A 26,642-nucleotide genomic window follows, 5' to 3' on the forward strand; every position below is an offset into this window, starting at 1 on the left:
AATCTAAGGCTCCAGAAATCGGAAATGTAACATCATGGACTAAAAAGCGACATATCTGCAAAGTCTTTTGTAAATTCATTCACTAATTTTAAACACTTAATCATGGGTTCATTTTTGCTAATTCCGTTACTATTAATCGGTCTTATTGTACTTTTTTCTTCATTCTTCACTGTTAAGCAACAAACTGCCGTTATTATAGAGCGTTTTGGGAAATTCAATAGTGTACGTACCTCCGGTTTAGGGATGAAAATTCCGTTGGTAGACCGCATTGTGGCCCGTGTGGGCCTCAAAATTCAACAATTGGATGTAATTGTTGAGACCAAGACCCTGGACGATGTCTTTGTAAAGCTTAAAATTTCCGTACAATACGTTGTATTAAAAAATAAAGTCTATGAAGCCTTTTATCAATTGGAATATCCTCATGATCAAATTACCTCTTATGTATTTGATGTAGTACGTGCCGAAGTTCCTAAAATGAAATTGGATGATGTATTCGTAAAAAAAGATGATATCGCTATTGCCGTAAAAACCGAGCTTCAAGATGCGATGTTGGATTACGGATATGATATTATTAAAACCCTGGTAACGGATATAGATCCGGATGCCCAGGTAAAAGAAGCCATGAACCGTATCAACGCTTCTGAAAGGGAAAAAATTGCCGCCCAGTTTGAAGGGGATGCTGCACGTATCCTAATCGTAGAAAAAGCAAAGGCCGAAGCAGAAAGCAAAAGGCTACAGGGACAAGGTATTGCCGATCAGCGAAGAGAAATTGCCCGTGGATTGGAGGAATCTGTAGAAGTATTGAACAAAGTCGGTATAAATTCACAAGAAGCCTCAGCCTTAATCGTTGTTACACAACATTATGACACTTTACAATCTATAGGTGAAGCTACCAACACCAATTTAATACTGTTGCCAAACTCACCCCAGGCTGGAAGCGACATGTTAAACAACATGGTAGCCTCCTTTACCGCCAGTAATATGATAGGGGAATCTATGAAAACGCAAAATAAAAAGAAAGACACTAAATAGTCTACTATTTGACTTTTAAAGCAAAGACCTTTTACACTTGTTCAACACAAGTAGTAAAAGGTCTTTGCCTTTGATAAACAGCGAAACTAACCAAGTTTCTTTAAAATCTTATTGGCTACAAAGGAAATAAGCAATTTTTTGGTAATCCCTGCGAACCCTCCCAATAATCTCGTAGGATACAAACTGGACTTTGCATTATTAAGGTGGCCTTTTAACTGCTCCTTATCAATGGCTCTCTGTAATTTTAAAATTCTCAACTTTTGATCTATTTCCTCAAAAGAATTAAATGAAGGTATTGCCATAATTTATTAATCAAAATAATATTTAGAAAAATTCTTCAACATGGGTCTATCCAATTTATGTCTGTACAAATAACAAATTGATCCCATAACAACATAAAATAGCCCCATAAAGAAAAACCCCAAGAAGGTATTTTCCAACCAAAGGCCAATGCCATATGCGACTGCAAAGGATAACATAAACAAAGCAAGTAAAGCTATGCTTCCAACCATCAAGAGCTTTGCAAAGGTAGTAATGCTACGCATTGTTATTTTGAACACCTGAAGTTTATAATACTCACCAGTATTTTCCAAATACGACCTAACATCACTATCAACCTCTATAAAACTTTCCTTTAAATCCTCTAAAGCCATTTAACTCTCTTTTACTTCTGCAATTGTGCATTCTTTACTTTCAGGTCGGCCAACTTATTTTCCAGTGCGGATATAATATCGTCTGCCTTATAGCTCATATTGGAAATGGTCTCCTCCAGTTTTTGATCAAAGTCAATCTTTTTGGCCTCGGCAGTTTTTGTCAGTTCCTCTTTTGCCTGGGAAATTCTACTGCTTATTTCATCCGTTGTTTCCATTGCCTTTTTCTTAATCCTTTTCCTGGTCTTGGTTCCCTTATCGGGAGCGTATAAAATACCTATTCCGGCACCAATTGCCGCACCCGTTAGCAAAGCCAACAAAGTATTTCCACTGTCGTTTGTCATAACTTATCGTATTTAATGTTATTACTTCCTATTTTAATTGATTTACGTCCCAATACAATCCATTTACCGTTAATATCCAGTTAAATAATAAAGACTAAGCAGCCCCTGGAAATTATTTGGGCACTGGTTTCCAACTTGGAGTAAATTCTTCTATAAAATATAAAGTAGTTGTTAATGCTTCAAAATTAAGGGGAAGGAGAACTTTGTATTGCCACTATCCAACAAACTTTTGACCTAAATAGCCAAGACGGCCAAGATTTCTATCAAAAACCGATTTAAGGCCCTATAACAAACAAAATAATCCTAAAGATGTATTTGCCTTGATTCAAAAAAAAACCACAGCAAATAAAAGCTGTGGAATCCGTTTTTTATAGAAAATACCAATTGTTATATCAAAAGGCATCAACTTAATTTATGCTATTTCTTTTCCTGAATTTTGGCCCAGGTATCCCTTAGTCCCACTGTTCTATTAAAGACCAATTTATTGGGTAGGCTGTCCTTATCGATATTGAAATATCCCATACGTTGAAATTGAAAGATATCACCAATATTTCCTTCAGCCAAACTTGGCTCCACGTAAGCAGAAATTATTTGCAAGGAATCTGGATTAATAAAATCCAAGAAATTCTTATCCTTATGGGAATCTGGAGTTTCATCGGTAAAGAGACGATCGTATAACCTAACCTCAGCTGTCAAGGCATGCTTGGCAGAAACCCAATGTAAGGTACCCTTTACTTTTCTTAAACTTTCTTCCGTACCACTTCCACTCTTACTTTTGGGGTCATAAGTACATTGTACCTCAATAATATTCCCATCGGTATCTTTAGTGCAGGATTCCGCCTTTATAATATAACCATTCTTAAGGCGTACTTCTCCTCCTAACTTCAATCTAAAGAATTTTCTATTGGCCTCCTCCAAAAAATCTTCCTGTTCAATATACAATTCCCTTGAAAATGGAAGTTGTCTATACCCTGCTGCCTCATCTTCCGGGTTGTTCTCCGCTTCCAACCATTCCTCTTGAACATCAGGATAATTGGTCAAAACAACTTTTAACGGGTTCAACACGCCCATTACCCTTGGGGCAATCTTATTCAAGTGTTCCCGTACATGAAATTCCAATAAGGAAACGTCCACAACATTATCTCTTTTGGCGATACCAATGGTATCTGCAAAATTCCTAATCGACTCCGGTGTATACCCTCTTCTTCTCAAACCAGAAATTGTTGGCATCCTCGGGTCATCCCAACCGCTTACAAAACCTTGTTCAACCAATTGTAGCAACTTCCGTTTACTCACAACGGTGTGACTAAAATTTCTCCTTGCAAATTCCCTTTGTTTTGGTCGCACTAAATCCTTGTCAACCACTTGATCCAAAAACCAGTCATAAAGTTCCCTGTGCATGGCAAATTCCAAAGTACACAACGAATGCGATACTTGTTCTATATAATCGCTCTCCCCATGCGTCCAATCATACATCGGATAAATACACCAATCGGTATTTGTTCTGTGATGAGCCCTATATAACACCCTGTACATAATTGGATCACGCATCAACATATTGGAAGAGGACATATCCACTTTAGCCCTTAAAACATGTTCTCCCTCCTTATACTTTCCATTCCGCATACCCTCAAACAACTCCAAATTCTCTTCAACAGTACGTTCCCTGTAAGGGCTAGGTGTCCCTGTCTCTGTAGGCGTCCCTTTTTGGGCCGCAATTTCCTCGGAAGTCTGGCTATCAACATAGGCCTTTCCCTGTCTTATCAGCACTATGGCCCAATCGTAAAGCTGTTGAAAATAATCGGAAGCAAAACATTCAGTATCCCATTCGTAACCAAGCCATTTAACATCCTCTTTAATGGCATCTACATATTCCTGCTCCTCCTTGGCTGGGTTGGTGTCATCAAAACGCAAATTAACAGGTGCCTGATATCTCAATCCCAAACCGAAATTAAGGCATATAGAACTTGCATGGCCAATATGGAGATAACCATTTGGCTCAGGTGGAAATCTAAAACGAAGCTTATCCTTGGGAAAACCACTGCCTAAATCCTCTTCCACAATATGCTCAATAAAATTTAGCGATTTTGATGCTTCACTCATATTCTCTTTTTTGATGCGCAAATGTACGGAAAATGCAGGGAAAGCAGACTATAATTTAAGCATACCATACAATAAAGTGGGTTTCACAACAGATTTAAATGTCCTTACAACTTTAAATTTCCAGTATTATAATTATATGACATATTTGTGGTTGGATACTTTGTAACTCAAGGTATTGCCAAATTTTAAAATAAGTTATCTGATAATTATCAACAATATATGCTGGTAGTAACCCCTAACTACAACATCTTATGAACCCGAACAAGAAGAATAACCTACTGATTTTCGTTCTAACATTTATGATGTTGGGTATAAACACTATTTCTGCCCAGACATTGAACAAACCTACACCGGCCGATAACCCAAATTTAGCGGGAAATTCGGTTTGGACCGCTGCCTGTGCATCAGCAAGTTTTAACGAGTACTTTATAAATTTTACTTGGCTACCCTCGGTTAATAGTGACAATAAATTTGTTTTGGAGCTATCGGATGCCAATGGTTCATTTTCAGCCCCCAAGGAACTAAGTAGTGTATCGGACAAGAATTCGGATTTTGACTTCGAATTTAAATTTTCATTGCCCACAGATACTAGGGGAGATGCCTACAGATTTAGGGTAAGAAGCACCAGTCCCGCAAAAACCAGTCCCGTATCAGACGCTTTTGAAATGTACTATATAGATTTTAATTCAACCCTGGCCATAAGGGAAGTAGGAGACACCGGTGCACCGCCGTCACAAAAAATACAACTGTGCAATGGTGGTACAACTACATTGGAAGTATACAATGTTGGCAATCCAGAAACCTATCGGTATAATTGGTATAAAAATACATCCCCGTTCACCAGTAGCGGAAGTGGATCTTCCATTGAAGTTACTGAAAGCGGTTATTATGTTGTAGAATTGGATTACGGTTCAACCTGTTCCGGTTCTGCGAATACCCAGTCACTATCCATTGAGGTTGAAATTGGGACCAGTGTTGGCTTGGCCTTAAACCCACCTGCCGAAACCGCCTTGTGCTCCGGTCAAAGTTATGCGCCCCTAGAGGCCAACATGAACTATCCAGACCTTTACTATACCTGGTACAAGGGAACCACAATTATCCAAGCAAGTACCTTAGGTGCCTATACCTATAACATAGATACCAATGACGCCAATTTTCCTGGTGACTACTCCGTAAAAATACAGGGAGCTGGTATATGTACAGAAACCTCCAATACGGTAAGCATTAGTAATGCCGGACTCTTTACTGTTTCCAGGGATAACCCTGCCAACATGGTTATTTTGCCCGGAGCAACTGCAAATTTAGCTGCTTCATCAGATGTTGGATCTGTCACCTATCAATGGTATAGGGACAGTGCCGCCATATCAGGTGCAACAAACAACACGCTAGTCGCAAATGCAGTAGGTGTCTACTACGCGGAAGTTACGCTAAGCGGTGGCGCCTGTACCTCAGCTACCAAGAATACCGAAACCACAACCCTGGTCAACCCTGATTCTTTTGAGATAATTACGGATTACACAACAGAATATACCAATTGTGTTAATACCAGTATAGCCATAGAGGTCAATAAGATTAACGCAGTACTATCAGATGGTTCCAAAACAGATGTTACGGCAGATTTAATAGCTAACTTCTCCTATCAGTGGACCAAAGACGGGACCAACGTTCCCAGTGCCAATGGCAGTAGTATAAGTTTAACAAATACAGATGAAAATGGTGAATATAAGGTTCAGGGAACATTGGACAGTTTCAATTCCAACTCCAATGCCCTACCAGTACGATTGTTGACCAATGAAACTCTAACTATTTCTGGGAGCGGAAGTGTTATCTGTAATTCAAACGAAACTATCGATATTTCTACCACAACCGTGTTGACCGGTGAAAGCTTTGATTGGTTCAAAGATGGCGTAAATTTAAATTCGGCCAGCGAATCCTTATCGGCTACGACACCAGGTACATATCAATTGATAATACAGAAAAATGGATGCGACCTACAGTCCAATGAAATAATTATTTCACCGCTGGACGCTTCTTTGATTGCCCTAAGCACGACCAATAACGAAGTAGTATTTCCAGAAGGTGGTAGCAAAATAATTTCCGCCAGTGGAGCTATAAGCTATAAATGGTACGACCAAAATAACATTCTTATCAGTGATACGGACACGGTTTCCATTACTCAGGAAGGAAGTTATTTGGTAACGGCGACAATTAACAATTGTGAAGTCTCAAAGTCGTTTACCGCCTCGTTTCAGGATACATTTGGTGTGCCAAATGTAATTACTGCCAATGGAGATGGCTTTAACGATCAATGGATTATTCCCAATACATATACTAAAGACCCCAATATTTCAGTTATAATCTATAATGATAAGGGAGAGGAAGTGCTTAACCAGCAACAGTACCAGAACAATTGGCCAGAGGCTACCACGAAATTCCCCAAGCAGAATATGGTCTTTTATTATACCATAAAAAATGCCAAAGAAACCTTGAAAAAGGGAACTATTACAGTAATACGATAATATACCATGTTTAATAAAAACTATATATTTATACTTTTCTTTTTTCTCTGCCTTACCAAGGTAACAGGGCAGGAAGAAAGTCCGTTTGTTTCTTATGACGTTCCTTCACAGAATCTCCTAAAATTCAACAGATTCTTAATTAACCCTACGTTTTCCACCGTAAGGGAAGACAAATCATATATAAACTTATTACACAGAAACCAAGCGGTATCTTTTAATGATAACAACCAGGATTATTTCCTAAGTTATAGTGGTCGTGTTAATGACCGTAGTGGTCTAGGCCTAAGCCTATATACCCAGAGAGAAGGTTTAATATCCAACTACGGGGTTATGGCCAACTATGCCTATGGTATAAAACTAAGTGATAAAAGTAATTTTACCTTTGGGGCAAACCTTGCCTATTACAATAGTGGCTTTGACAGGAACCGGGCAAACGCATTAGATCCCAACGATCCAGCATTAAACGGCCTACAGGATTCAAATCTTTTATCTTTTCAACCAGGGTTCAATCTTTCCTATGGAAAGTTTGATTTTGGAGTATTTGCCGAAAACCTATTTGATTATAACTTAAAAACCAGTGAAACAATAACCCAATTCGGAGATAAAACATTTTCCGGTCATTTACAATATACCCATCAGTTTGAAAACAGTGATGGTATCTTGGAACAAGGCCGTCTAATGCCATTGGCCCGAGTACGTAAAATAGGAACTGAAGAAGTAGTATTGGGAGGAAGTCTAATCCTTGACCTGCCAAAATTAGGATGGTTACAAGGTGGTTATGATAGTTTTTATGGCGCCTCGGCCGGTATCGGTTTTAACATAAATCGTAGGCTTTCTTTAGGCTACACAATGGAGAAAGGATTGTCCAACAATTTTGACAATTTTGGACTAACCCATGAAATATCCTTTGCCTACTCTATAACCCCGACACTTACAGAAGATCGGGTAATGTTGGAAGAAGGTTACGAGGAACTGGCACAGAACGAAGAAGTGCCTGAAGAAAAGTTGACGGCACAGCAACTGGAAATAGAAAAACTTAAAAAGGCATTGGCCGAAAATGATGAAATTTTGGCCGAGTTAATGTTCCGTCAGGATTCATCCGAAACCAACCGTCAAAAAGATCTGGAACGCAGGTTTGAAATGGTTATGCGAATGGTTCGGGAAGAAACACAGGGCAAGCGACCGGACGTTGAGGAAAAAGCCAAAAAGATGTATCTGGTAAATAATGAAAACGGAGGCTTGGTCGCCAATTCAAAACCAACTAAAAAAGAAAATAAACCGAATGTTATAAATTCAGTTTCCAAACCCAAAGACGCCATAGCCACTAGGGAGGTAGAGACTAAAATTACCCCTAAAACCAAGAAAGAGGACACCCAAGAAAATGATGAGTTTACAAGGGTTGCCCAACAAAACAATATTAAGAGTAGAAAATTCAGGAACTTGGATGGTGTGGCCGACGGATACTATATAGTAGCCAATGTTTATAAAGGTGAGAAGTATCTTAACAAGTTCGTAGAAGAACTTGCCAAGTCCGGAGTAAGGGCAGACCATTTCGAAAATTCGAACAATGGCCTTAAATATGTATATCTAGAAAGGTATGATACATGGCAGGAAGCCATGACAGCCCATAAATCCAACTTAAACGGTTCCTATAACAAGGACATGTGGATTATGAATGTGGACAACACCCGTTATACCGACGCAGATAAAGCCTATGTGGAGAACGTAAACAAAATCAAGGAAAAATCGTCCAAATATGGGGTGGACCAATTACAGAAAAATGTGGTTGTCAAAGATAATGTTACCTCCAATGACCCAACTGCCAAAGTATACAAAATAAATGGCTTGGGAAGTGGTTACTATATTATCGCAAATGTATTTGCCAATGCCAACAATGCCAATCGGTTTGTGAAAATGTTAAATGCACAGGGACTTAGTGCCAGCTACTTTATAAACCCCGAAAATAATTATCGGTATGTTTACTTAAAAAGACATGAATCATGGAACAATGCATTGGTTTCCTATTACTCAAAGATCAACGATACATATAATGAAAAAATGTGGATAATGAGGGTAGCACCAAATCAGGTCACCTAAACTAAAAAGTAGTTTAAAAGTTTCATTCCCATATTCAATAACAGTATTCAACAGAGAACAGGCAATTCTTAATGATAAAAATTCTTATTGGGAAAAGCACATTCACATAAAGACAAACTATTGGTATCGAGCTAATCTTCTATACATTTTAAAAGTTTGTGAACTAGCCTAATCTTTTGTTTAACTGCATATATACAAATATCTTTTAATTTCTCCACACAAATAAGTTATCCGAATATTTTCCAAATTAAGGAGGAAGAAGAATTTTCCAATGTGGTTCAAAAGTTGGATAGCCAAATTACCAATATTGAAGAATGCCAATTTCCATTGTCCTTCATAATTTGTAAATACTTGGTACTTAAATACATAAATTGACCAATCACTAAGCGCTCTTTTGTTGGGTTTGACAACCACTATTTATTAAAATTCCATTCCTTTTCTAGCGGATAAAATTTTCCTTATAAAACAATCTGAACTCATTTTATTTACAATAACCCCAACAATTCCCAGTGATACCTTTAAACAAGAATGAACAATCCCACATTGCTACTTGGCAATATCAGCCCCTCATTTAATCGGGGATACCATACAATAAAAGCGTTTCACAACAGAATCTAACGCTGCTACAACATTAAATTTCCCAGCTCAGGATTAAGATTAATATTTGTTATGAATGTCAGGTTTTTAGAAAATTATCAAGAACGTTTTCAACAACTTAAATTTTAATCTCCAAAAACCTCCCATTCAAAGTAAACACTATTTGGGGCCCCAGGGTCCAAATGATGAATGCCATACCAAACTAATTTACCTGATGGGATCAAAAAATATTAAAAAATTACTACTGACTTGTTTTTTACTCTTAGGCGGATTCTCTGCCTATTCACAAGTAAAAAATACTTTTGATGTTCGTTACGAAAATGAACTCCGTGGTGATATAACCTTTATTGCAAATAACATAGTCAACCGCAAAACGGATGGTTATTGGACAGGGAAAAAAAATAATAGAGTATGGGTCCCAGGTAAAGATCCCAACGAAGCCTACGACGATACAGGAAATTCTTCGGAATACAACGATGACCTGGATATGCAATACATAGATATCGACGGGGACTCTTCCACTTTTAGTTCCAGTAGTGCTATATTAACCGTTCCCAATCCGGATTGCGCCAAAGTACGCTACGCGGGATTATACTGGTCGGCCGTATTTAAACAAAATAACCGAAGTGGTTTTGACCAACTAAAATTTAAGATTCCGGGAGGTACCTATCAGGACTTAACAGCGGATGAAATTTTATTCGACGGAGCTGGAGATACTGATTTTGATTATTACAGCCCATATGCCTGTTATAAGGATATTACCTCTATAGTGGCGGGTATGACAGATCCAAACGGAGAATTTTTTGCAGCCAATATTAGGGCCAGTTCGGGAAGCAGTATTTCAGGGGGTGTTTCTGGAGGTTGGAAAATGGTGGTAGTCTATGAAGACCCCAATTTGCCAGGAAAATATATTACCACTTTTGATGGTTATGCCGGAATAAAGTCAGGAGAAACAGTAGATATACCAGTTAACGGATTTACAACACTCCCAGCACCATTCCCTGTAATTGCACAACTTGGGGTAGGTACCCTTGAAGGAGATAACAGAATAGGTGGTGACGGACTTTCTATTAAAGCCAATAGCAACTTAACCTATACAGCATTAGGAAATACTGTTAACCCAACCAACAATTTTTTTAATAGTAATATTACCAGGGCCAATGCCATAGTAATGGACAGAAACCCCAACTCCATAAATACCTTGGGTTGGGACGTTGACTTTTTTAACATCAACAACCCCCTTAACGGAGTAATACCCAACAATGAAACTGGTGCAGTATTTAGAGCTAGTTCCTCACAGGATAAATACGATATCTTCTTTACCTCTTTCGATGTTGAAATTATTGAGCCTATCATAAATTTGATAAAAACCGTAGAAGATATTGCCGGAAACGACATTACCGGACAAGGTGTACATCTGGGACAAACCTTGGATTATGTATTGGAATTTCAAAATGTAGGTAATGATAGTGCGGACAACTATACAATCAAAGATATCCTCCCTATTAATGTTACCCTTGACGAAACCAATTTTACCTTACCAGCGGGGGTCACTTATACCTATGACGAGCCTAGCCGAACAGTATTGTTTAGTATCCCTAATAACTTGGTAGAAAAAAATGACCCACAGTATGCTATTCGCATGCGTGTTAGGGTTGCAGAAAACTGTTACGATTTTATTGATGCCTGTTCGGACCTTATTCAAAACCTAGCCTATTCTACTTATAACGGTGTATTGAACAGTAATATAATTAGTGATGACCCCAGTGTAACGGACTTTGATAATTGTGGTTTTGTAACCCCTGGTGCTACCAACTTTTTATTGGATGACCTTGATGATTGTAACTTCACAAGAACAGTCCAACTTTGTGGAGATCAGGTGCTTTTGGATGCTGGTGATGGTTTTGACGAATACATATGGTATAAGGATGAAAATAACAACCAACAGTTGGATGCCGCAGATACCGTTATTACGGATGGTGATTCCGATAATGATCCAAGTACGTTTGTAGTAAGTGCCATTGGTACTTATATAGTGGATAAAATAGTCGCTGACCCTTGTAAGGGTTTTAAGGAAATTTTGACCGTGGAGCGTTTTGGTTCCACCCAGACCAATCCCATTGTGGATTTTTTTAACAATAGTAACAACGATGCGGACCCTACCAATGATGTGCAGGGCGAAATTGTTATTTGCTCTGTTGATGGAAGTCCCTTGCCCAAGATTTTTCTTTGTGGTGTAAACGATACCCAGTTAATACAAGTTAATATTGCAGATGCCCTAAGCATGAATTGGGAGCAATTGGTGGAGGGTAGCTGTACAGATGCCGGTGACGACTGTGGTAACAAAAATGCCACTTGTACCTGGAATCAAGTATCCACAGGTTCGAGTTATACGGCGAATAGTGTTGGTAAATTCCGTTTGGTGGTCAATTACCAAAATGGATGTTTTAGCCGATTCTATTTTAACGTCTTTCGAAACAATTTGGATGTACAATATAATTCAAATGATATAATATGTAACACTCCTGGAAATATCACCATTACCAACCTAGGCTTGGGATATGGGTACCAATTATATGATATTGCAAATAACACAATTGTGGTTCCCTATAGCGCCAATAACGGACCCAGCTTTACCATTAACACCAATGGCGCCTACAGAGTTGGAATTATGCAATTGGATAATATTACTGGGGAACCAATAGACGGTTCTTGTGAATTCACAACCCCAGATATTGGTATTAGAGATCGAAATTTTCAAGTTAATACTACAACAACTGCAGCCACATGTAGCACTTTAGGAAGCATAAACATTCAGGCGTTAAATGTTGAGGCTAATTATGAATATGAAATTCGGTTGGATGATGGCAGCAATGGTGGCAACGGTACACTCTTGGATAATGAGACAGCCCAGCCTGATAATAATTTTACATTTCAAAATTTAAATGCAGGCAATTACATTATTCGGGTACGCACAGACGACGGTTGTTTCCGCGAGGAAAAGGTAACCGTTCTTAGTGAAGCCGATCTAGCACTTACAGCAAGAATTTCACAACATATTAGTTGTAAGGAAGGAAATATTCTAATGGATTCAAGTGGAGGCAAAACACCACATACTTATGCCATTTGGTCTTACGTAGATGAGGGAGGAAGCACCGTTACCTCCTATCCCGATGTGACTTCAATACCTCCCGGTAATTTTCAAACCAGCCAAATATTCGATATACTAGATCCAGGAGATTATACTTTTGTAGTAGTAGATCGAAATAATTGCTATTCTTTTTCAAATACCGTTACCATAATTTTAGTACCTGCAGTGGAATTCACTACAGCGGTAACGGATGAGAGTTGTTTTGGCGCAGAAGACGGTAGTATTGTCTACAATATGACAGCCACCAACGGCTACAAGGTAGATTACACATTAACCTTTTCTGATCCAGATGAAGATAGCATAACGAATAGCTCCGGAACATTTACCAATCTACCCCAGGGCAATTATACGGTAACCCTAACTCAATCCAAAGGAGGGGCAAGTTGTGATTTCGTACAGGATTTCACCATAGGTGGTCCCACAGACGGCGTCACGGGTGATGCAACCCTAATACAGGATTATACCTGTCTGCAAGACGGGATAATCGAGGCCCAAAATGTTTCGGGCGGAACGGCTCCCTACTCCTATAGTATTGATGGAGTAAACTTTGTTTCAGGACCAGGTGCGGAAACATTTTCGAATCTTACCAACGGGAATTATTCTATTACAGTAAGGGATGCCACGCTTTGTACTTTTGTCACAAATTCTATTGTAATTGACCCGCTTGATGAGCCAACGGACCTCACCTTTACATCAACAGCGCCAAACTGTCCTACACAAACCTCCAATGTAACGGTAACTGCAGTAAATGGTATTGACCCATTGACTATAGAGATCATTGCCCCTGCGGCTATTCCATCAAATTCCTTAGTCGGTAAAACGGCAACCTTTAATAACCTTAGTCCGGACACCTATACCTTTAGGGTTACAGATAGTAAGGGATGTTCTTATGATGAAACCTATACAATAACTCCGGTTGATCCAATTCAGGTCATTGGTACTTTGATCAACGACGTAACTTGTATAGGAAGTGCCGATGGAGCCATAGACTTTGATATAAACGATTTTAGCACCACGTATAGCTATTCTGTTAACGGTGCAACCGCCATTACTGGACAGTCTGCCAGCACGATTAATTTAACTGGTCTGGTAGCCGGTGATTATACCATTGTGGTTACCGATCAAACCACCAACTGTACCGATACCAGCACGATTACCGTAAGTGAACCGGCAACTGCCTTAGGAATTACTTTTAGCACAACCCCTTTAACCTGTAACGCCGATGGATCGGTTACCATTACTGCAACCAATGGTTGGGGAGGATACTCCTATGAACTTGAACAGCCCGATAATAGTATTTTAGGCCCTCAGGGAAGCAATGTTTTCTCAGGTCTTAGTCAAACAGGCACCTATACCATCAGCGTTACAGATGCTGGTGGATGTACAGTTATCGATACCTTTGATATTGTTGCCCCTACGAACCCTACTGCAACTTTGGCGGCTACAACCAACCTTTGTTATGTTCCTGGAACCGGCGTTAGCCTAACGGCCACCGCTGCGGGGGGAATTGCACCCTATACCTATAGCCTTAACGGCGCACCAGCACAAAACGGCAATGTGTTTAACAACCTAGCTCCAGGCGCTTATTCCGTTGTGGTAAGGGATGCCTATGGCTGTAACGTTACCACTAATACGATAACCATTGAGCCGCAACTGACTGTGTCCAATGCCATTACTAAGGAACTGGATTGTTCCGCTTCTCCTGATGCAATAATTGATATTACCATAAATGGAGGTTATGCCGCCTATAGCTATCAAATTAATGGTGGAACAAGTACGGCTGTATTGGGAAATACTATTACCTATACCACGGCAGTAGATGGAAGTTTCACTTTCCTAATCACCGATAGTGAAGGCTGTACAGCACAAACCACCGTTGTAATTGACCCCATTACCAATCCCGTTGCAACAAATAATACTACTGATCCAAATTGTGATAGTGCAGCCAACGGCAATGTCGAAATTGTAATAGATCCAAATTTTGGAACTGCACCTTTCCAAGTAAACTTCAATGGTGGAGGACTCAGCAATCAGACAACCTACTCTGGCCTTGCTTCAGGAACTTACAACTATATAATTCAAGACAGTAAAGGCTGTGTTTTCAATGGTAGTGCAACCTTGACAGCGCCCAATGCCATTACTGCAGATGCCGTATTAACACAGCCCTATACCTGTTTACAAACTGCCAGTATACAAGCACAAAATATCACTGGGGGAACACCTGGATATACCTACAGTATAGACGGAATAAATTATGTTGCAGGGGATACCTTCACAGGGCTAACTGATGGAGATTATACGATTACCGTTCGTGACGCCAGTGGATGTACTTTTACGACTATTCCGGTAAACGTTCCGGCCTTAGATCCACCTACCGATATTACTTTTAATAGTACGGCAGCCAACTGTCCGTCCGAGACATCAAATGTGACCTTAACAGCGATAGGAGGGAGTGGAGCCATAACTTATGAAATTATTGCCCCCGCTGCTTCAATAGTATCAAATCTAACAGGAGTATTCAATAATCTTGCTCCAGACACCTATACTTTTAGAGTTACAGATGCAAAAGGATGCTCGTACAACGAAAACTATACCGTTAACCCTGTAATAAAAATAGATGCATTGGGCACTTTGACCCAAAATGTTTCTTGCCAGGGAAGTGCCGATGGCGCCATACAATACAACGTAACCGGATTTACCGGTAATTATAGTTTTACCGTAACAGGACCAACTGCCATCCCTGCACAGAGCGGAATTACTACCAACCCATTAAACTTTAGTGGTCTTTTGGCCGGTGATTACACCATTACGGTTACAGACGATACCACCAATTGCACCGATACCGCAATAGTAACCGTGAACGAACCAGCAGCTCCATTGGCCTTTACCTTTGCGTTGAGCCCATTGACCTGTGCCACGGATGGATCGGTAACCATTACCGCTACCAACGGATGGGGAGGTTATAGTTATCAACTTACCGAACCCGATACAAATGTTCTAGGGCCACAAGCCGTTAATGTTTTTTCAGGTCTTAGTCAAACAGGAACCTATACCATCAGCGTTACCGATGCCGGAGGTTGTATTGTAACGAATACATTTGATATTGTTACTCCTGTAAATCCTACAGCTACCTTAGCTGCAACTACCGACCTTTGTTATGTTCCCGGAACAGGCGTTAGCCTAACGGCCACCGCTGCAGGGGGAATTGCACCCTATACCTATAGCCTTAACGGCGCACCTGCACAAAATGGCAATGTGTTTAACAACCTTGCCCCTGGCGCTTATTCCGTTGTGGTAAGGGATGCCTACGGCTGTAATGTTACCACGAATACGATAACCATTGAGCCACAGCTTACCGCTTCCGGTGTATTGACAAAGGAATTGGATTGTACTGGTTCTCCGGATGCTATATTGGACATAACCATCAACGGAGGTTATGCCGATTACAGCTATGGGGTAAGCATAAATGGAGCGGCATACGGGGCTTCTACAGCCTTAGGTGCAGGAATAACAACATTTAGTTATACAGCTACAAGTGCAGGAACCTATAGGTTTGAGATTACGGACAGTGAAGGTTGTACTTCACAAACAACAATTATTACCGTTGACCCGATCAGCAACCCACAGGCTTCAGAAACAGTTACCGATGTTAGTTGTAACGGTGGAAGTGATGGAATAGTAGCAATCATATTGGATACAAATTTTGGAACTGCACCCTACCAAGTAAATTTTGACGGAGGTGGACTAAGCAACAATACCACCTATTCTGGATTGGTCGCGGGAACATATTCCTATACAGTTCAAGATAGCAAGGGGTGTACAGTAACCAATTCGGTTACCGTAGGAGAACCAGCGGCAATCACTTTTGATGCCACTATCATACAAGGATATACCTGTCTACAAGATGCAAGTGTGGAAGCACAGAACGTAATTGGAGGTACTTCTCCTTATACCTATAGCATTGACGGCATTAATTTTGGTGCCAACAGCTTTACAGGTCTTAAGGACGGAAATTATACCCTTACCGTAAAGGATGACAATGGTTGTACCGCCACAAGGCCTATCACCATTGATCCATTGACGCCTCCCACAGACATATCATTCAGTGCCACGGCAGCCAACTGTCCAGCCGAGACTTCGGACATTACCTTGACTTCAACGGGAGGAAGCGGAGCGATTACTTATGAAATCATTGCACCCTTAGCCGCAGTGGCCACCAATGCTACAGGAATATTTACAGGACTTGCTCCAGATACCTATTCCTTTAGAATCACCGATGCAAAAGGCTGCTCGTACGATGAAAACTATACCCTAAACCCAGTTGCTAAAATAAATGTTCTGGGCACTCTGACCCAAAACGTGTCTTGTGTAGGAAATGCTGATGGTGCCATAGAATACAACGTAACTGGATTTACCGGTAATTATAGTTTTACCGTAACAGGACCAACTGCCATCCCTGCACAGAGCGGAATTACTACCAACCCATTAAACTTTAGTGGTCTTTTGGCCGGTGATTATACCATTACCGTTACAGACGATACCACCAATTGTACGGATACAGCAACAGTAACCGTGAACGAACCAGCAGCTCCATTGGCCTTTACCTTTGCGTTAAGCCCTTTGACCTGTGCCACGGATGGATCGGTAACCATTACCGCTACCGACGGATGGGGAGGTTATAGTTATCAACTTACCGAACCCGATACAAATGTTCTAGGGCCACAAGCCGGCAATGTTTTTAACGGCCTCAATAAATTAGGAACCTATACTATCAGCGTTACCGATGCTGGCGGATGTACCGTTACCGATACCTTTGACATTGTTACTCCTACAAATCCTACAGCTAGTATTGATATTGCTGCGTCCACTTTATGCTATACCTCAACAGGTCTGGCAACTATTGTAGTTGGTGCAACAGGAGGATTAGCTCCTTATTACTATAGTTTAAACACCGGACCAACACAGACTTCCAATACGTTTGTGGATTTAACACCTGCCGTTTATGACTTTACGGTAATGGATAGTAATGGATGTACTGATACAGTGCAGTTCACCATAGAACCCGAACTTACCGCCAATGCCGTTCTAACCAAGGACCTTGATTGTTCGGTTAGTCCGGATGCAGTAATAAATGTAACGGTCAATGGTGGGTATCCTGCCTATACCTATGAAGTGTCCTTCAATAGTGGTGCTTATGCACCCTATGCCGGGGCCTTCCCTTATACCACATCCAATGCAGGCACGTATAGATTTAGAATAACAGATTCCCAAGGCTGTATTACGGAGAGCAATATTGTAAATGTTACTCCTGCCGATACACCCGCCTTTACAAGTGTTACTCCTACCCATGTACTATGTTTTGGAGATTCCTCCGGGTCTTTGGATATTGTCATAGACACTAGTGTAGGAATTGCTCCCTATACCATTGGTATTGTGGAAACCGGATCTGGCACCAATTATGGAAGTCAGACCACTGGATTGCCAGCAGGGGATTATTTGATTACTTTGACTGACGACAAAGGTTGTTTTGTAACAACTACTGAAACCATTACAGAACCCACAGCCATAAATCCGAATATAAGTCATACCAATTTATCCTGTTCGGCTTCTACAAATGTAATGGGTACTATAACTGTAGATGCCAGTGGAGGCACATCTACCTATATTTATGAATTAAACAACAATGATTATTCCTTTACGGATTCCTATGATACATCATCGGGTACCAACGACCATACCTTTACGGGATTAAACTTTGGAGATTATACCGTTAGGGTAATTGACAATAACGGTTGTGAAAGTATTTCCACCGTTACCATTACTACAGGCCCTGACGTCCTTATTACGACTTCACCAGTGGCTGGATGTGCTCCTGGAAGTGGTGAAATGCTGGTGGAAGCGGCAGCAAGTAATGGAACATTGGGTACAGGCACCTTCTACTTTGCCCTTTACCCTGCAACACCATGGACCCTTGTAAATCCCGAATGGTCACTTCAGGACCCTCGCCCTTTGCCAACCGACCCTTACACTCACAACTTTACAGGACTTAACCCTGGAGTTACCTATAGTTTTATAGTATATGATGCGTCAACAGGTTGTGAATATATTCAGGAAGCAACAGTTCCTGTTTCAACAAATTCGTCCTTAACCTCTACCATTGATACGACTACCAACATAAGTTGTTTTGGAGCAGTTGATGGTTCCGTAGACTTTACGTATAGCGGCTATGGAGGAACCCAAGTAGATTATGAAATCTTTACTCAAACAACCAATATTAGCACTGGAATTACCGGTAGCTCTACCGTGTTGATTGCAGGAAGTTCACAAAGCAGAAGCTTATCAGGTCTTTCACCAGGGGAATACTATATACTATTTACAGAGGTCGATGGTGCAAATGCAGGTTGCGTCAACGCATCGGCTAGTTTTGTTATACAACAATCCCCAGCCTTATTGGAGATTACAGCCACGGCTACCAATGCCAATAGCTGTACCAATAACTCTGGAACCATTACCGCTGCCGCCAGATATGGGAACGGTCCATATTTATTCCAGTTGGAATTGGCATCTACTGCAGCACCTGATGCTACCACCTGGACAGGTATTAATACTACCGGTATATTTAATGCCAATGCAGAAGATTATATTGTATATGTTAAGGACGCCAATGATTGTATTCGATCGGTGGCAGTAACTATTGCGGAAGATCCAACTCCAGTTATTAGCTTAACGGTGCCCGATCAATGTGCTACTACCGAAGGGAATTTCACCATCCAAGTCACCTTGGACACTCCTGGCGTGCAGCCTTATTTCTTAAGTTTGGACGGAGGGGCATTCCAAGCAGTGAGCTTCTCCGGAGCCCCATCTACATTTGATTTTACTGGATTAAGTTCTGGAAACCATACTGTAGAAATAAGGGATTCCAATGGTTGTGGTAATACCCAAAATATTGACATCTATACCCCAACTTCCTTATCGGCAGAGGTAACGGCAACACCATCATGTAATGCCCTACTTCAGGATGATGGAGAGATTAGGGTAAATGCCTACGGAGGTACCCTGTTCAACTATAGGTATGAGCTTAGGGATACCTCGGACAATATCATTAGACCAAAGCAGATATCGGATACATTCAGTGGCCTAACTCCAGGGGCCTATAGAGTCTACCTATATGATAATGTTGCCACCGGTTGTGATGCATTTATAGAGATCACCTTGGAAATTCCCACTGCAGTTCTTGGTGCAATAGGGGAGATAAATGACATTAGTTGTAATGGTGCCAGTAATGGATCTATAGTGGTAACACTGGACTCAGGTATGGACAATCCACCTTATACCTATCAATTATTTGACAGTGCAGGTATTATTCCAATGACGGCATTTCCACAGTTCTCCAACGTATTTACTGGATTAGACCAAGGGGATTATATTGTAAGGGTTAGATCTGCAAGATTTTGTAAAATCGATATTCCATTTACGATCAACGAACCTAGTGCACTAGTGGCCAACGCAACTGCCACCAGTTTTGCCTGTGCCGCAGATAACTCTGTAGCCCAAGCTGTAATAACGGTGGATATTCCAACTACCGGAACTGCACCTTATACATACAGTATAAATGGAGTAAACTTCTTTAATACCAATACATTCAACATCAACGATACCGGTGCAGTTCAAAATTTCACCGTAACTGTTCGTGATGCCAACGGTTGTACTGATACCGATAATTTAACTATAAACCCCTTACCGACCATCACGGATGTAACCGTTGGTCAGATCACGGCAATTACCTGTACCAATGACGAGCTGGCCAGGGTGACTGTAACGGGAGGTTCCGGCGACTTCAGCTTCGAACTCTTGCCTACGGGAAGTGCCCCGGTACAGACTCCGGGAGCAGCTACCTATACGGCCGACTTTACATTGACCGCTCCGGGGGACTATACCTTCAGGGTGACCGACAACGTTACCGGTTGCTATTTCACTTCCGCACCGTATACCGTTGCGCCATATGACCTGATCGAAGTGGTGGCCACAGCCATTACTCCGGTGACCTGTTATGGCGACTCCGACGGAGCGCTGCAGATCCAGGTCAACAATTATCTGGGCAATTACGACTATCAGGTATTCGATAGCAGTGGGGCAAGCGTTACGGCAGTTATAAGTTCGGATACCTCCGCCAACCCAAGAACCATTTCGGGATTGCCGGCAGGGAATTTCTATGTGGTCCTTACCGCTACCGATACCCCGTTCTGCGACGATACAACCAACACCGTGACCATTGCGTCACCGGCCGCGGACCTGAATCTGGTAGTGGCAAACAATATCAACGCCAACTGTAACATCGGCGCTCAGGTGACCGTTACCGCCAGCGGCGGGAACGGCGGGTATACCTATGCCTTTGTACAGGACGGTGCGGCCGTGAACCCAGGAGATTATACCGCAAGTGCCAGTGCCATACTTGATCCAGCCACCAACCTTAACTGGGACGTTTGGGTGAAGGATGCCATGGACTGTACCTTTATGATCGATGTGGCCATTGCCGCAGATCCTTTGCCTACAGTTAGCCTGCCTGTCTACGCGGACGACCAATGTACCTCCAACGGAACATCTTATACCTTTACCGCAACAGGTACCGGTGTAGCACCAATTAGATACAGCATCGGGAACGGATTCCAGAGCAGCGGCATATTTACCGTATCCGCTCCGGGAACCTATACCGTGACCGTACGTGACGCCAACGGCTGTACCATTACCGATACCATTACCATACTGCCCCCATTGGCCGCAGCGGCCGTGGCCACTGCACAGCCTTCATGTCCCGTGGACGACGGCGTGATCACCATCACTGCCTCTGGCGGTGCCGGTGCCGGAAACTACGAGTACGACCTATTGGATAATGGTGGAATAAGTGTTATCGGAGGAACCCCACAGGCTTCCAATGTCTTCAGCGGGCTTGCCCCGGGAACCTATACCGCCGTGGTATACGATACCTCGGGATCAGGTTGTGACGCCCAGGTGCCCGTTTCCCTGGAAACGCCAACACCGGTCGTATTTACATATACCAAAGAGGACGTATCCTGTAACGGTGGCGCCGACGGTTCCATTCAGGTCATCCTGGACGCTTCCAACGACAACCCGCCATATACCTATACCATAAACGACGGCGTAAATCCGCCGACAACACAGAACGGCAACCTGTTCACAGGTCTGGCCGCAGGCAACTACGACATCACTGTTACCTCGGACAGGGGCTGCTTTACCACACAAAATATAACCATTGATGAACCAAATGCTTTAGATGCCGCTATCACCAATGTAACCGATTTCGCCTGTAATATGAACAATGGCGTCCAATCCGCTTCTATTGAAGTTACTATTACTGCTGGTACAGGAACACCTAGCTATACCTACAGTGTTAATGGTGGTGCCTTTATACCCACAGCTGGGAATGTGTTTACATACACGGTTACAACAGCTGGCAATTATGATATAATTGTAAAAGATAGCAATGGCTGTACTTTTACAATTCCAACCCAAACCATAAACCCCTTACCGACCATCACGGATGTAACCGTTGGTCAGATCACGGCAATTACCTGTACCAATGACGAGCTGGCCAGGGTGACCGTAACGGGAGGTTCCGGCGACTTCAGCTTCGAACTCTTGCCTACGGGAAGTGCCCCGGTACAGACTCCGGGAGCAGCTACCTATACGGCCGACTTTACATTGACCGCTCCGGGGGACTATACCTTCAGGGTGACCGACAACGTTACCGGTTGCTATTTCACTTCCGCACCGTATACCGTTGCGCCATATGACCTGATCGAAGTGGTGGCCACAGCCATTACTCCGGTGACCTGTTATGGCGACTCCGACGGAGCGCTGCAGATCCAGGTCAACAATTATCTGGGCAATTACGACTATCAGGTATTCGATAGCAGTGGGGCAAGCGTTACGGCAGTTATAAGTTCGGATACCTCCGCCAACCCAAGAACCATTTCGGGATTGCCGGCAGGGAATTTCTATGTGGTCCTTACCGCTACCGATACCCCGTTCTGCGACGATACAACCAACACCGTGACCATTGCGTCACCGGCCGCGGACCTGAATCTGGTAGTGGCAAACAATATCAACGCCAACTGTAACATCGGCGCTCAGGTGACCGTTACCGCCAGCGGCGGGAACGGCGGGTATACCTATGCCTTTGTACAGGACGGTGCGGCCGTGAACCCAGGAGATTATACCGCAAGTGCCAGTGCCATACTTGATCCAGCCACCAACCTTAACTGGGACGTTTGGGTGAAGGATGCCATGGACTGTACCTTTATGATCGATGTGGCCATTGCCGCAGATCCTTTGCCTACAGTTAGCCTGCCTGTCTACGCGGACGACCAATGTACCTCCAACGGAACATCTTATACCTTTACCGCAACAGGTACCGGTGTAGCACCAATTAGATACAGCATCGGGAACGGATTCCAGAGCAGCGGCATATTTACCGTATCCGCTCCGGGAACCTATACCGTGACCGTACGTGACGCCAACGGCTGTACCATTACCGATACCATTACCATACTGCCCCCATTGGCCGCAGCGGCCGTGGCCACTGCACAGCCTTCATGTCCCGTGGACGACGGCGTGATCACCATCACTGCCTCTGGCGGTGCCGGTGCCGGAAACTACGAGTACGACCTATTGGATAATGGTGGAATAAGTGTTATCGGAGGAACCCCACAGGCTTCCAATGTCTTCAGCGGGCTTGCCCCGGGAACCTATACCGCCGTGGTATACGATACCTCGGGATCAGGTTGTGACGCCCAGGTGCCCGTTTCCCTGGAAACGCCAACACCGGTCGTATTTACATATACCAAAGAGGACGTATCCTGTAACGGTGGCGCCGACGGTTCCATTCAGGTCATCCTGGACGCTTCCAACGACAACCCGCCATATACCTATACCATAAACGACGGCGTAAATCCGCCGACAACACAGAACGGCAACCTGTTCACAGGTCTGGCCGCAGGCAACTACGACATCACTGTTACCTCGGACAGGGGCTGCTTTACCACACAAAATATAACCATTGATGAACCAAATCCAGTGGATGTAACCGCTACTGCTACCAGTTTTGCATGTAATGCCAACAACCAGCCCTCACAGGCTGTAATAACTGCGGTGGGAACAAATGGCACAGCTCCGTATACCTATAGCATTAACGGAGTGAACTTCTTTACTTCCAATACCTTTAATATTACCGATAATGGATCAGATAGAACTATTACCGTTACTATAAAAGATGATAACGGATGTACCGATGTAACCACTGTGAACATTACTGCCTTAAACAAGTTTACAGCCACATTGACCCAGGATGCTGCAATATCTTGTGCAGGACCGGAAGAAGTAACCATTACTGTTAACGATAATGGCAATGTAGCCAATATTTATACCTATCAGTTGTTACCTATTGGCAATACCAATGCCACATTGACTGGAAATCCGACCTATAACAGCGCCACCTTTAATTTAACCAATGTGGGAAGTTATACCTTTAGGGTTACCGATACCTCAACCGGATGTTATGTGGATACCGCTGCCTATAATATTGCTCCTTATGATTTGATCAAAGTAAACGCTACGGCTATTACGCCTGTTACCTGTTTTGGGGATAATAATGGTGCTTTGCAAATAAATGTAAGCGGCTATTCCGGGCCTTATAATTACACGGTATATACCAGTACAGGTGTAGCCACGGCCATTACAGGATCGGCCAATACATCTACCAACCCACTTACCATAAACGGTTTAACTGGAGGAAATTACTATGTTAGGGTAACCGAGACCAATGTTCCATTGTGTTTTGAGAACTCCAATACGGTTAGAATAATTTCTCCTGATAGGGCATTGATCGCTATAGTTGATCCAATTGCCAATGTTACCTGTTCCAATGATCAAGGTGAAATAATCGTAGACCCAAGCGGCGGATTTGCTCCTTATGATATAGTACTTACCAATACTACAACCTCACAGGTATACAATGCCACAGATGTTAATGTAATGGTATTCAACGGACTTTCCGCTGGGAACTATACAATACAGATTACCGATGCCAATGGCTGTATCCTAAACGATACGGAAACTTTAGTACAACCAGCTCCTATTACGGCAGATATTACTCCGCTTTCCACAACTTTGGATTGCTATGGGGACAGTGATGGTGCATTGACCGCTATTAATATGGCCGGTGGTCAAGGAATCTACCAATACCAATTGAACGTTTACGATTCCACTGGTAGCAGCATTGTGTATACTTCTGGAGGTCAAGTTAGCCCTGTCTTCAACAATCTGAAAGCCGGTATCTACACGATTACCGTATCCGATGGCTGGGGATGTGACATTGAAACCGTACAGGCGACAATAATTGATCCTACGGAAGTTTATGCCTCTTTGATAAGGACAAGTCCATTAACCTGTTTAAATGACGCAGAATTGCTGTTAACGGCTTTTGGTGGAACAGGTCCTTATGAATATAGCATGGATGGAATCAATTACTTCCCAATGAGTGGAGGTAATACACACAGCTTTACAGTTACTGCTGGAACTTATAGGTATTACGTACAGGATTCATTTGGATGTAAATCAATCCTATCCAACGAAATAAAGGAGGATGCCATTGTACCATTAACGGTAACTCTGGATACTTCTGCAGCAGTCATCAATTGTAATGGTGATAATACCGCCATCTTGATTGCCAAAGCAGACGGAGGATTGGGTAATTACCTTTATGAATTGTTTACCGATGCAGCATTAACAAATAGTATTGCTGGACCTCAAACAAACAGACAATTTAGTAACCTTACGGTTGGTAGCTACTATGTTAGGGTAACCAGCGACGACTGTGTTGTGGTATCCAACGAAACACAAATAATGGAACCAACACCTTTGGTGGTAGATGATTCCTTTACCAATGTCACTTGTAACAGTGCCAATGATGGTAGCATAACGGTTTTATTAAGTGGAGGATCAGGAGGTTATCAATTTGCAATTTCACCTAACCTGGATAAATTTGATACGGTAAATACCTTTACCAACCTGGCACCTGGCAACTATACCGTTATAGCACAGGATATCAATGGCTGTTTTGAACAATTACAATACACCATTATAGAACCTACGGTTATTACAGCTGTACCAACAACCACACCCGAAATTTGCATTGGAAGTGAGGACGGAACCATATCCTTGGCTATATCTGGAGGAACAGCACCTTATAGTACGAGTATAAATTCGACTGCAGACATTGACTTTGTCATGGACAGAACCATGTTTGGCAATCTTGCTGCAGGTACATACGCCATTTTTGTAAAAGACTCACAAGGATGTATTATCAACTTGGCAGTAACTATTGATCCAGGTGTAAATCTGAATGCAACGGTAACACCAATGTATGAATGTACGGGGAACATCCCCAACAATTCAATTGATCTTGTTTTGGAAGATGCAACGGTTGGCCCGGACGTAATGTATGCACTGGACTCTACAGATCCAAATGACATGGTCCTAGATCCGAATTTTACCAATATAGCTCCTGGGAACCACTACATTGCCATAGCCCACGCCAATGGTTGTGTTTTGACCATAGATTTTGAAATAGAGAACTTTGAACCCTTGGTTCTTACCTTGGCACCAGGTAACATCAACGAAATAACGGCTGTCGCCACAGGAGGGCAACAAGAGTACACCTTCTATTTCAACGACAAGGACAATGGTACTGATAACACCCATTACATTACAGAAACAAAAACCCATACCGTAAGGGTTGTTGATGAGAACGGATGTGAAGCCATTGCGGAAATCTTTATGGAGTTCATTGATATAGAAATTCCAAATTTCTTTACCCCTGACGGTGATGGTAATAATGATTACTGGAGACCTAAAAATCAAGAAGGCTTCCCAAAAATACTAACCATAATATTTGACCGTTATGGTAGGGAGGTTTACAGAATGGGTATGAATGACCAAGGATGGGACGGACTATACCACAATACTGAGCTTCCGACCGGGGATTATTGGTACGTCATAAAACTTAAAGGTGAGGAAGATGACAGGGAATTTGTTGGACATTTTACCCTTTATAGATGAAGAACTTAACCAA

Annotated in this window: 8 protein-coding genes; 4 read left to right on the top strand and 4 right to left on the bottom strand. The window is 42.3% G+C overall.

What is annotated here, in order from left to right; all coding sequences use genetic code 11:
* Nucleotides 1-102: 102 nt before the first annotated feature.
* A complete protein-coding gene (locus CWD91_RS01565; protein ID WP_103439191.1) occupies nt 103-1,032 on the top strand; it encodes an SPFH domain-containing protein in 930 nt (309 codons plus the stop codon).
* An 86-nt stretch (nt 1,033-1,118) separates the two neighbouring features.
* Here the strand turns inward: CWD91_RS01565 and CWD91_RS01570 are convergent, their stop codons facing one another.
* The 4 genes from CWD91_RS01570 to CWD91_RS01585 form a co-directional block, all read right to left on the bottom strand.
* Nucleotides 1,119-1,334 (bottom strand): DUF6327 family protein, encoded by a 216-nt coding sequence (locus CWD91_RS01570; RefSeq protein ID WP_103439192.1) that lies wholly within the window; start codon nt 1,332-1,334, stop codon nt 1,119-1,121.
* Between the two features lie 6 nt (nt 1,335-1,340).
* Nucleotides 1,341-1,685 (bottom strand): hypothetical protein, encoded by a 345-nt coding sequence (locus CWD91_RS01575; RefSeq protein WP_103439193.1) that lies wholly within the window; start codon nt 1,683-1,685, stop codon nt 1,341-1,343.
* Nucleotides 1,686-1,696: 11 nt separating this feature from the next.
* Nucleotides 1,697-2,026 (bottom strand): YtxH domain-containing protein, encoded by a 330-nt coding sequence (locus CWD91_RS01580; protein ID WP_103439194.1) that lies wholly within the window; start codon nt 2,024-2,026, stop codon nt 1,697-1,699.
* 417 nt (nt 2,027-2,443) lie between these two features.
* Complete coding sequence (locus tag CWD91_RS01585; RefSeq protein ID WP_103439195.1) at nt 2,444-4,129, bottom strand: glutamine--tRNA ligase/YqeY domain fusion protein; 1,686 nt, start codon at nt 4,127-4,129, stop codon at nt 2,444-2,446.
* 251 nt (nt 4,130-4,380) lie between these two features.
* On the opposite strand from CWD91_RS01585, the gene CWD91_RS01590 reads away from it, so the two are divergent.
* From CWD91_RS01590 to CWD91_RS01605, 3 genes are all read left to right on the top strand, one after another.
* Nucleotides 4,381-6,648 (top strand): T9SS type B sorting domain-containing protein, encoded by a 2,268-nt coding sequence (locus CWD91_RS01590; protein ID WP_239985606.1) that lies wholly within the window; start codon nt 4,381-4,383, stop codon nt 6,646-6,648.
* 6 nt (nt 6,649-6,654) lie between these two features.
* Complete coding sequence (locus CWD91_RS01595; RefSeq protein ID WP_103439197.1) at nt 6,655-8,745, top strand: PorP/SprF family type IX secretion system membrane protein; 2,091 nt, start codon at nt 6,655-6,657, stop codon at nt 8,743-8,745.
* An 811-nt stretch (nt 8,746-9,556) separates the two neighbouring features.
* On the top strand, nt 9,557-26,629 hold the full coding sequence (locus tag CWD91_RS01605; protein WP_157943695.1) for a T9SS type B sorting domain-containing protein: 17,073 nt from the start codon (nt 9,557-9,559) through the stop codon (nt 26,627-26,629).
* Nucleotides 26,630-26,642: the final 13 nt, after the last annotated feature.

It is taken from the genome of Arenibacter hampyeongensis, assembly GCF_002909255.1.
In the GTDB taxonomy this organism is placed as follows: Bacteria; Bacteroidota; Bacteroidia; order Flavobacteriales; family Flavobacteriaceae; genus Arenibacter; species Arenibacter hampyeongensis.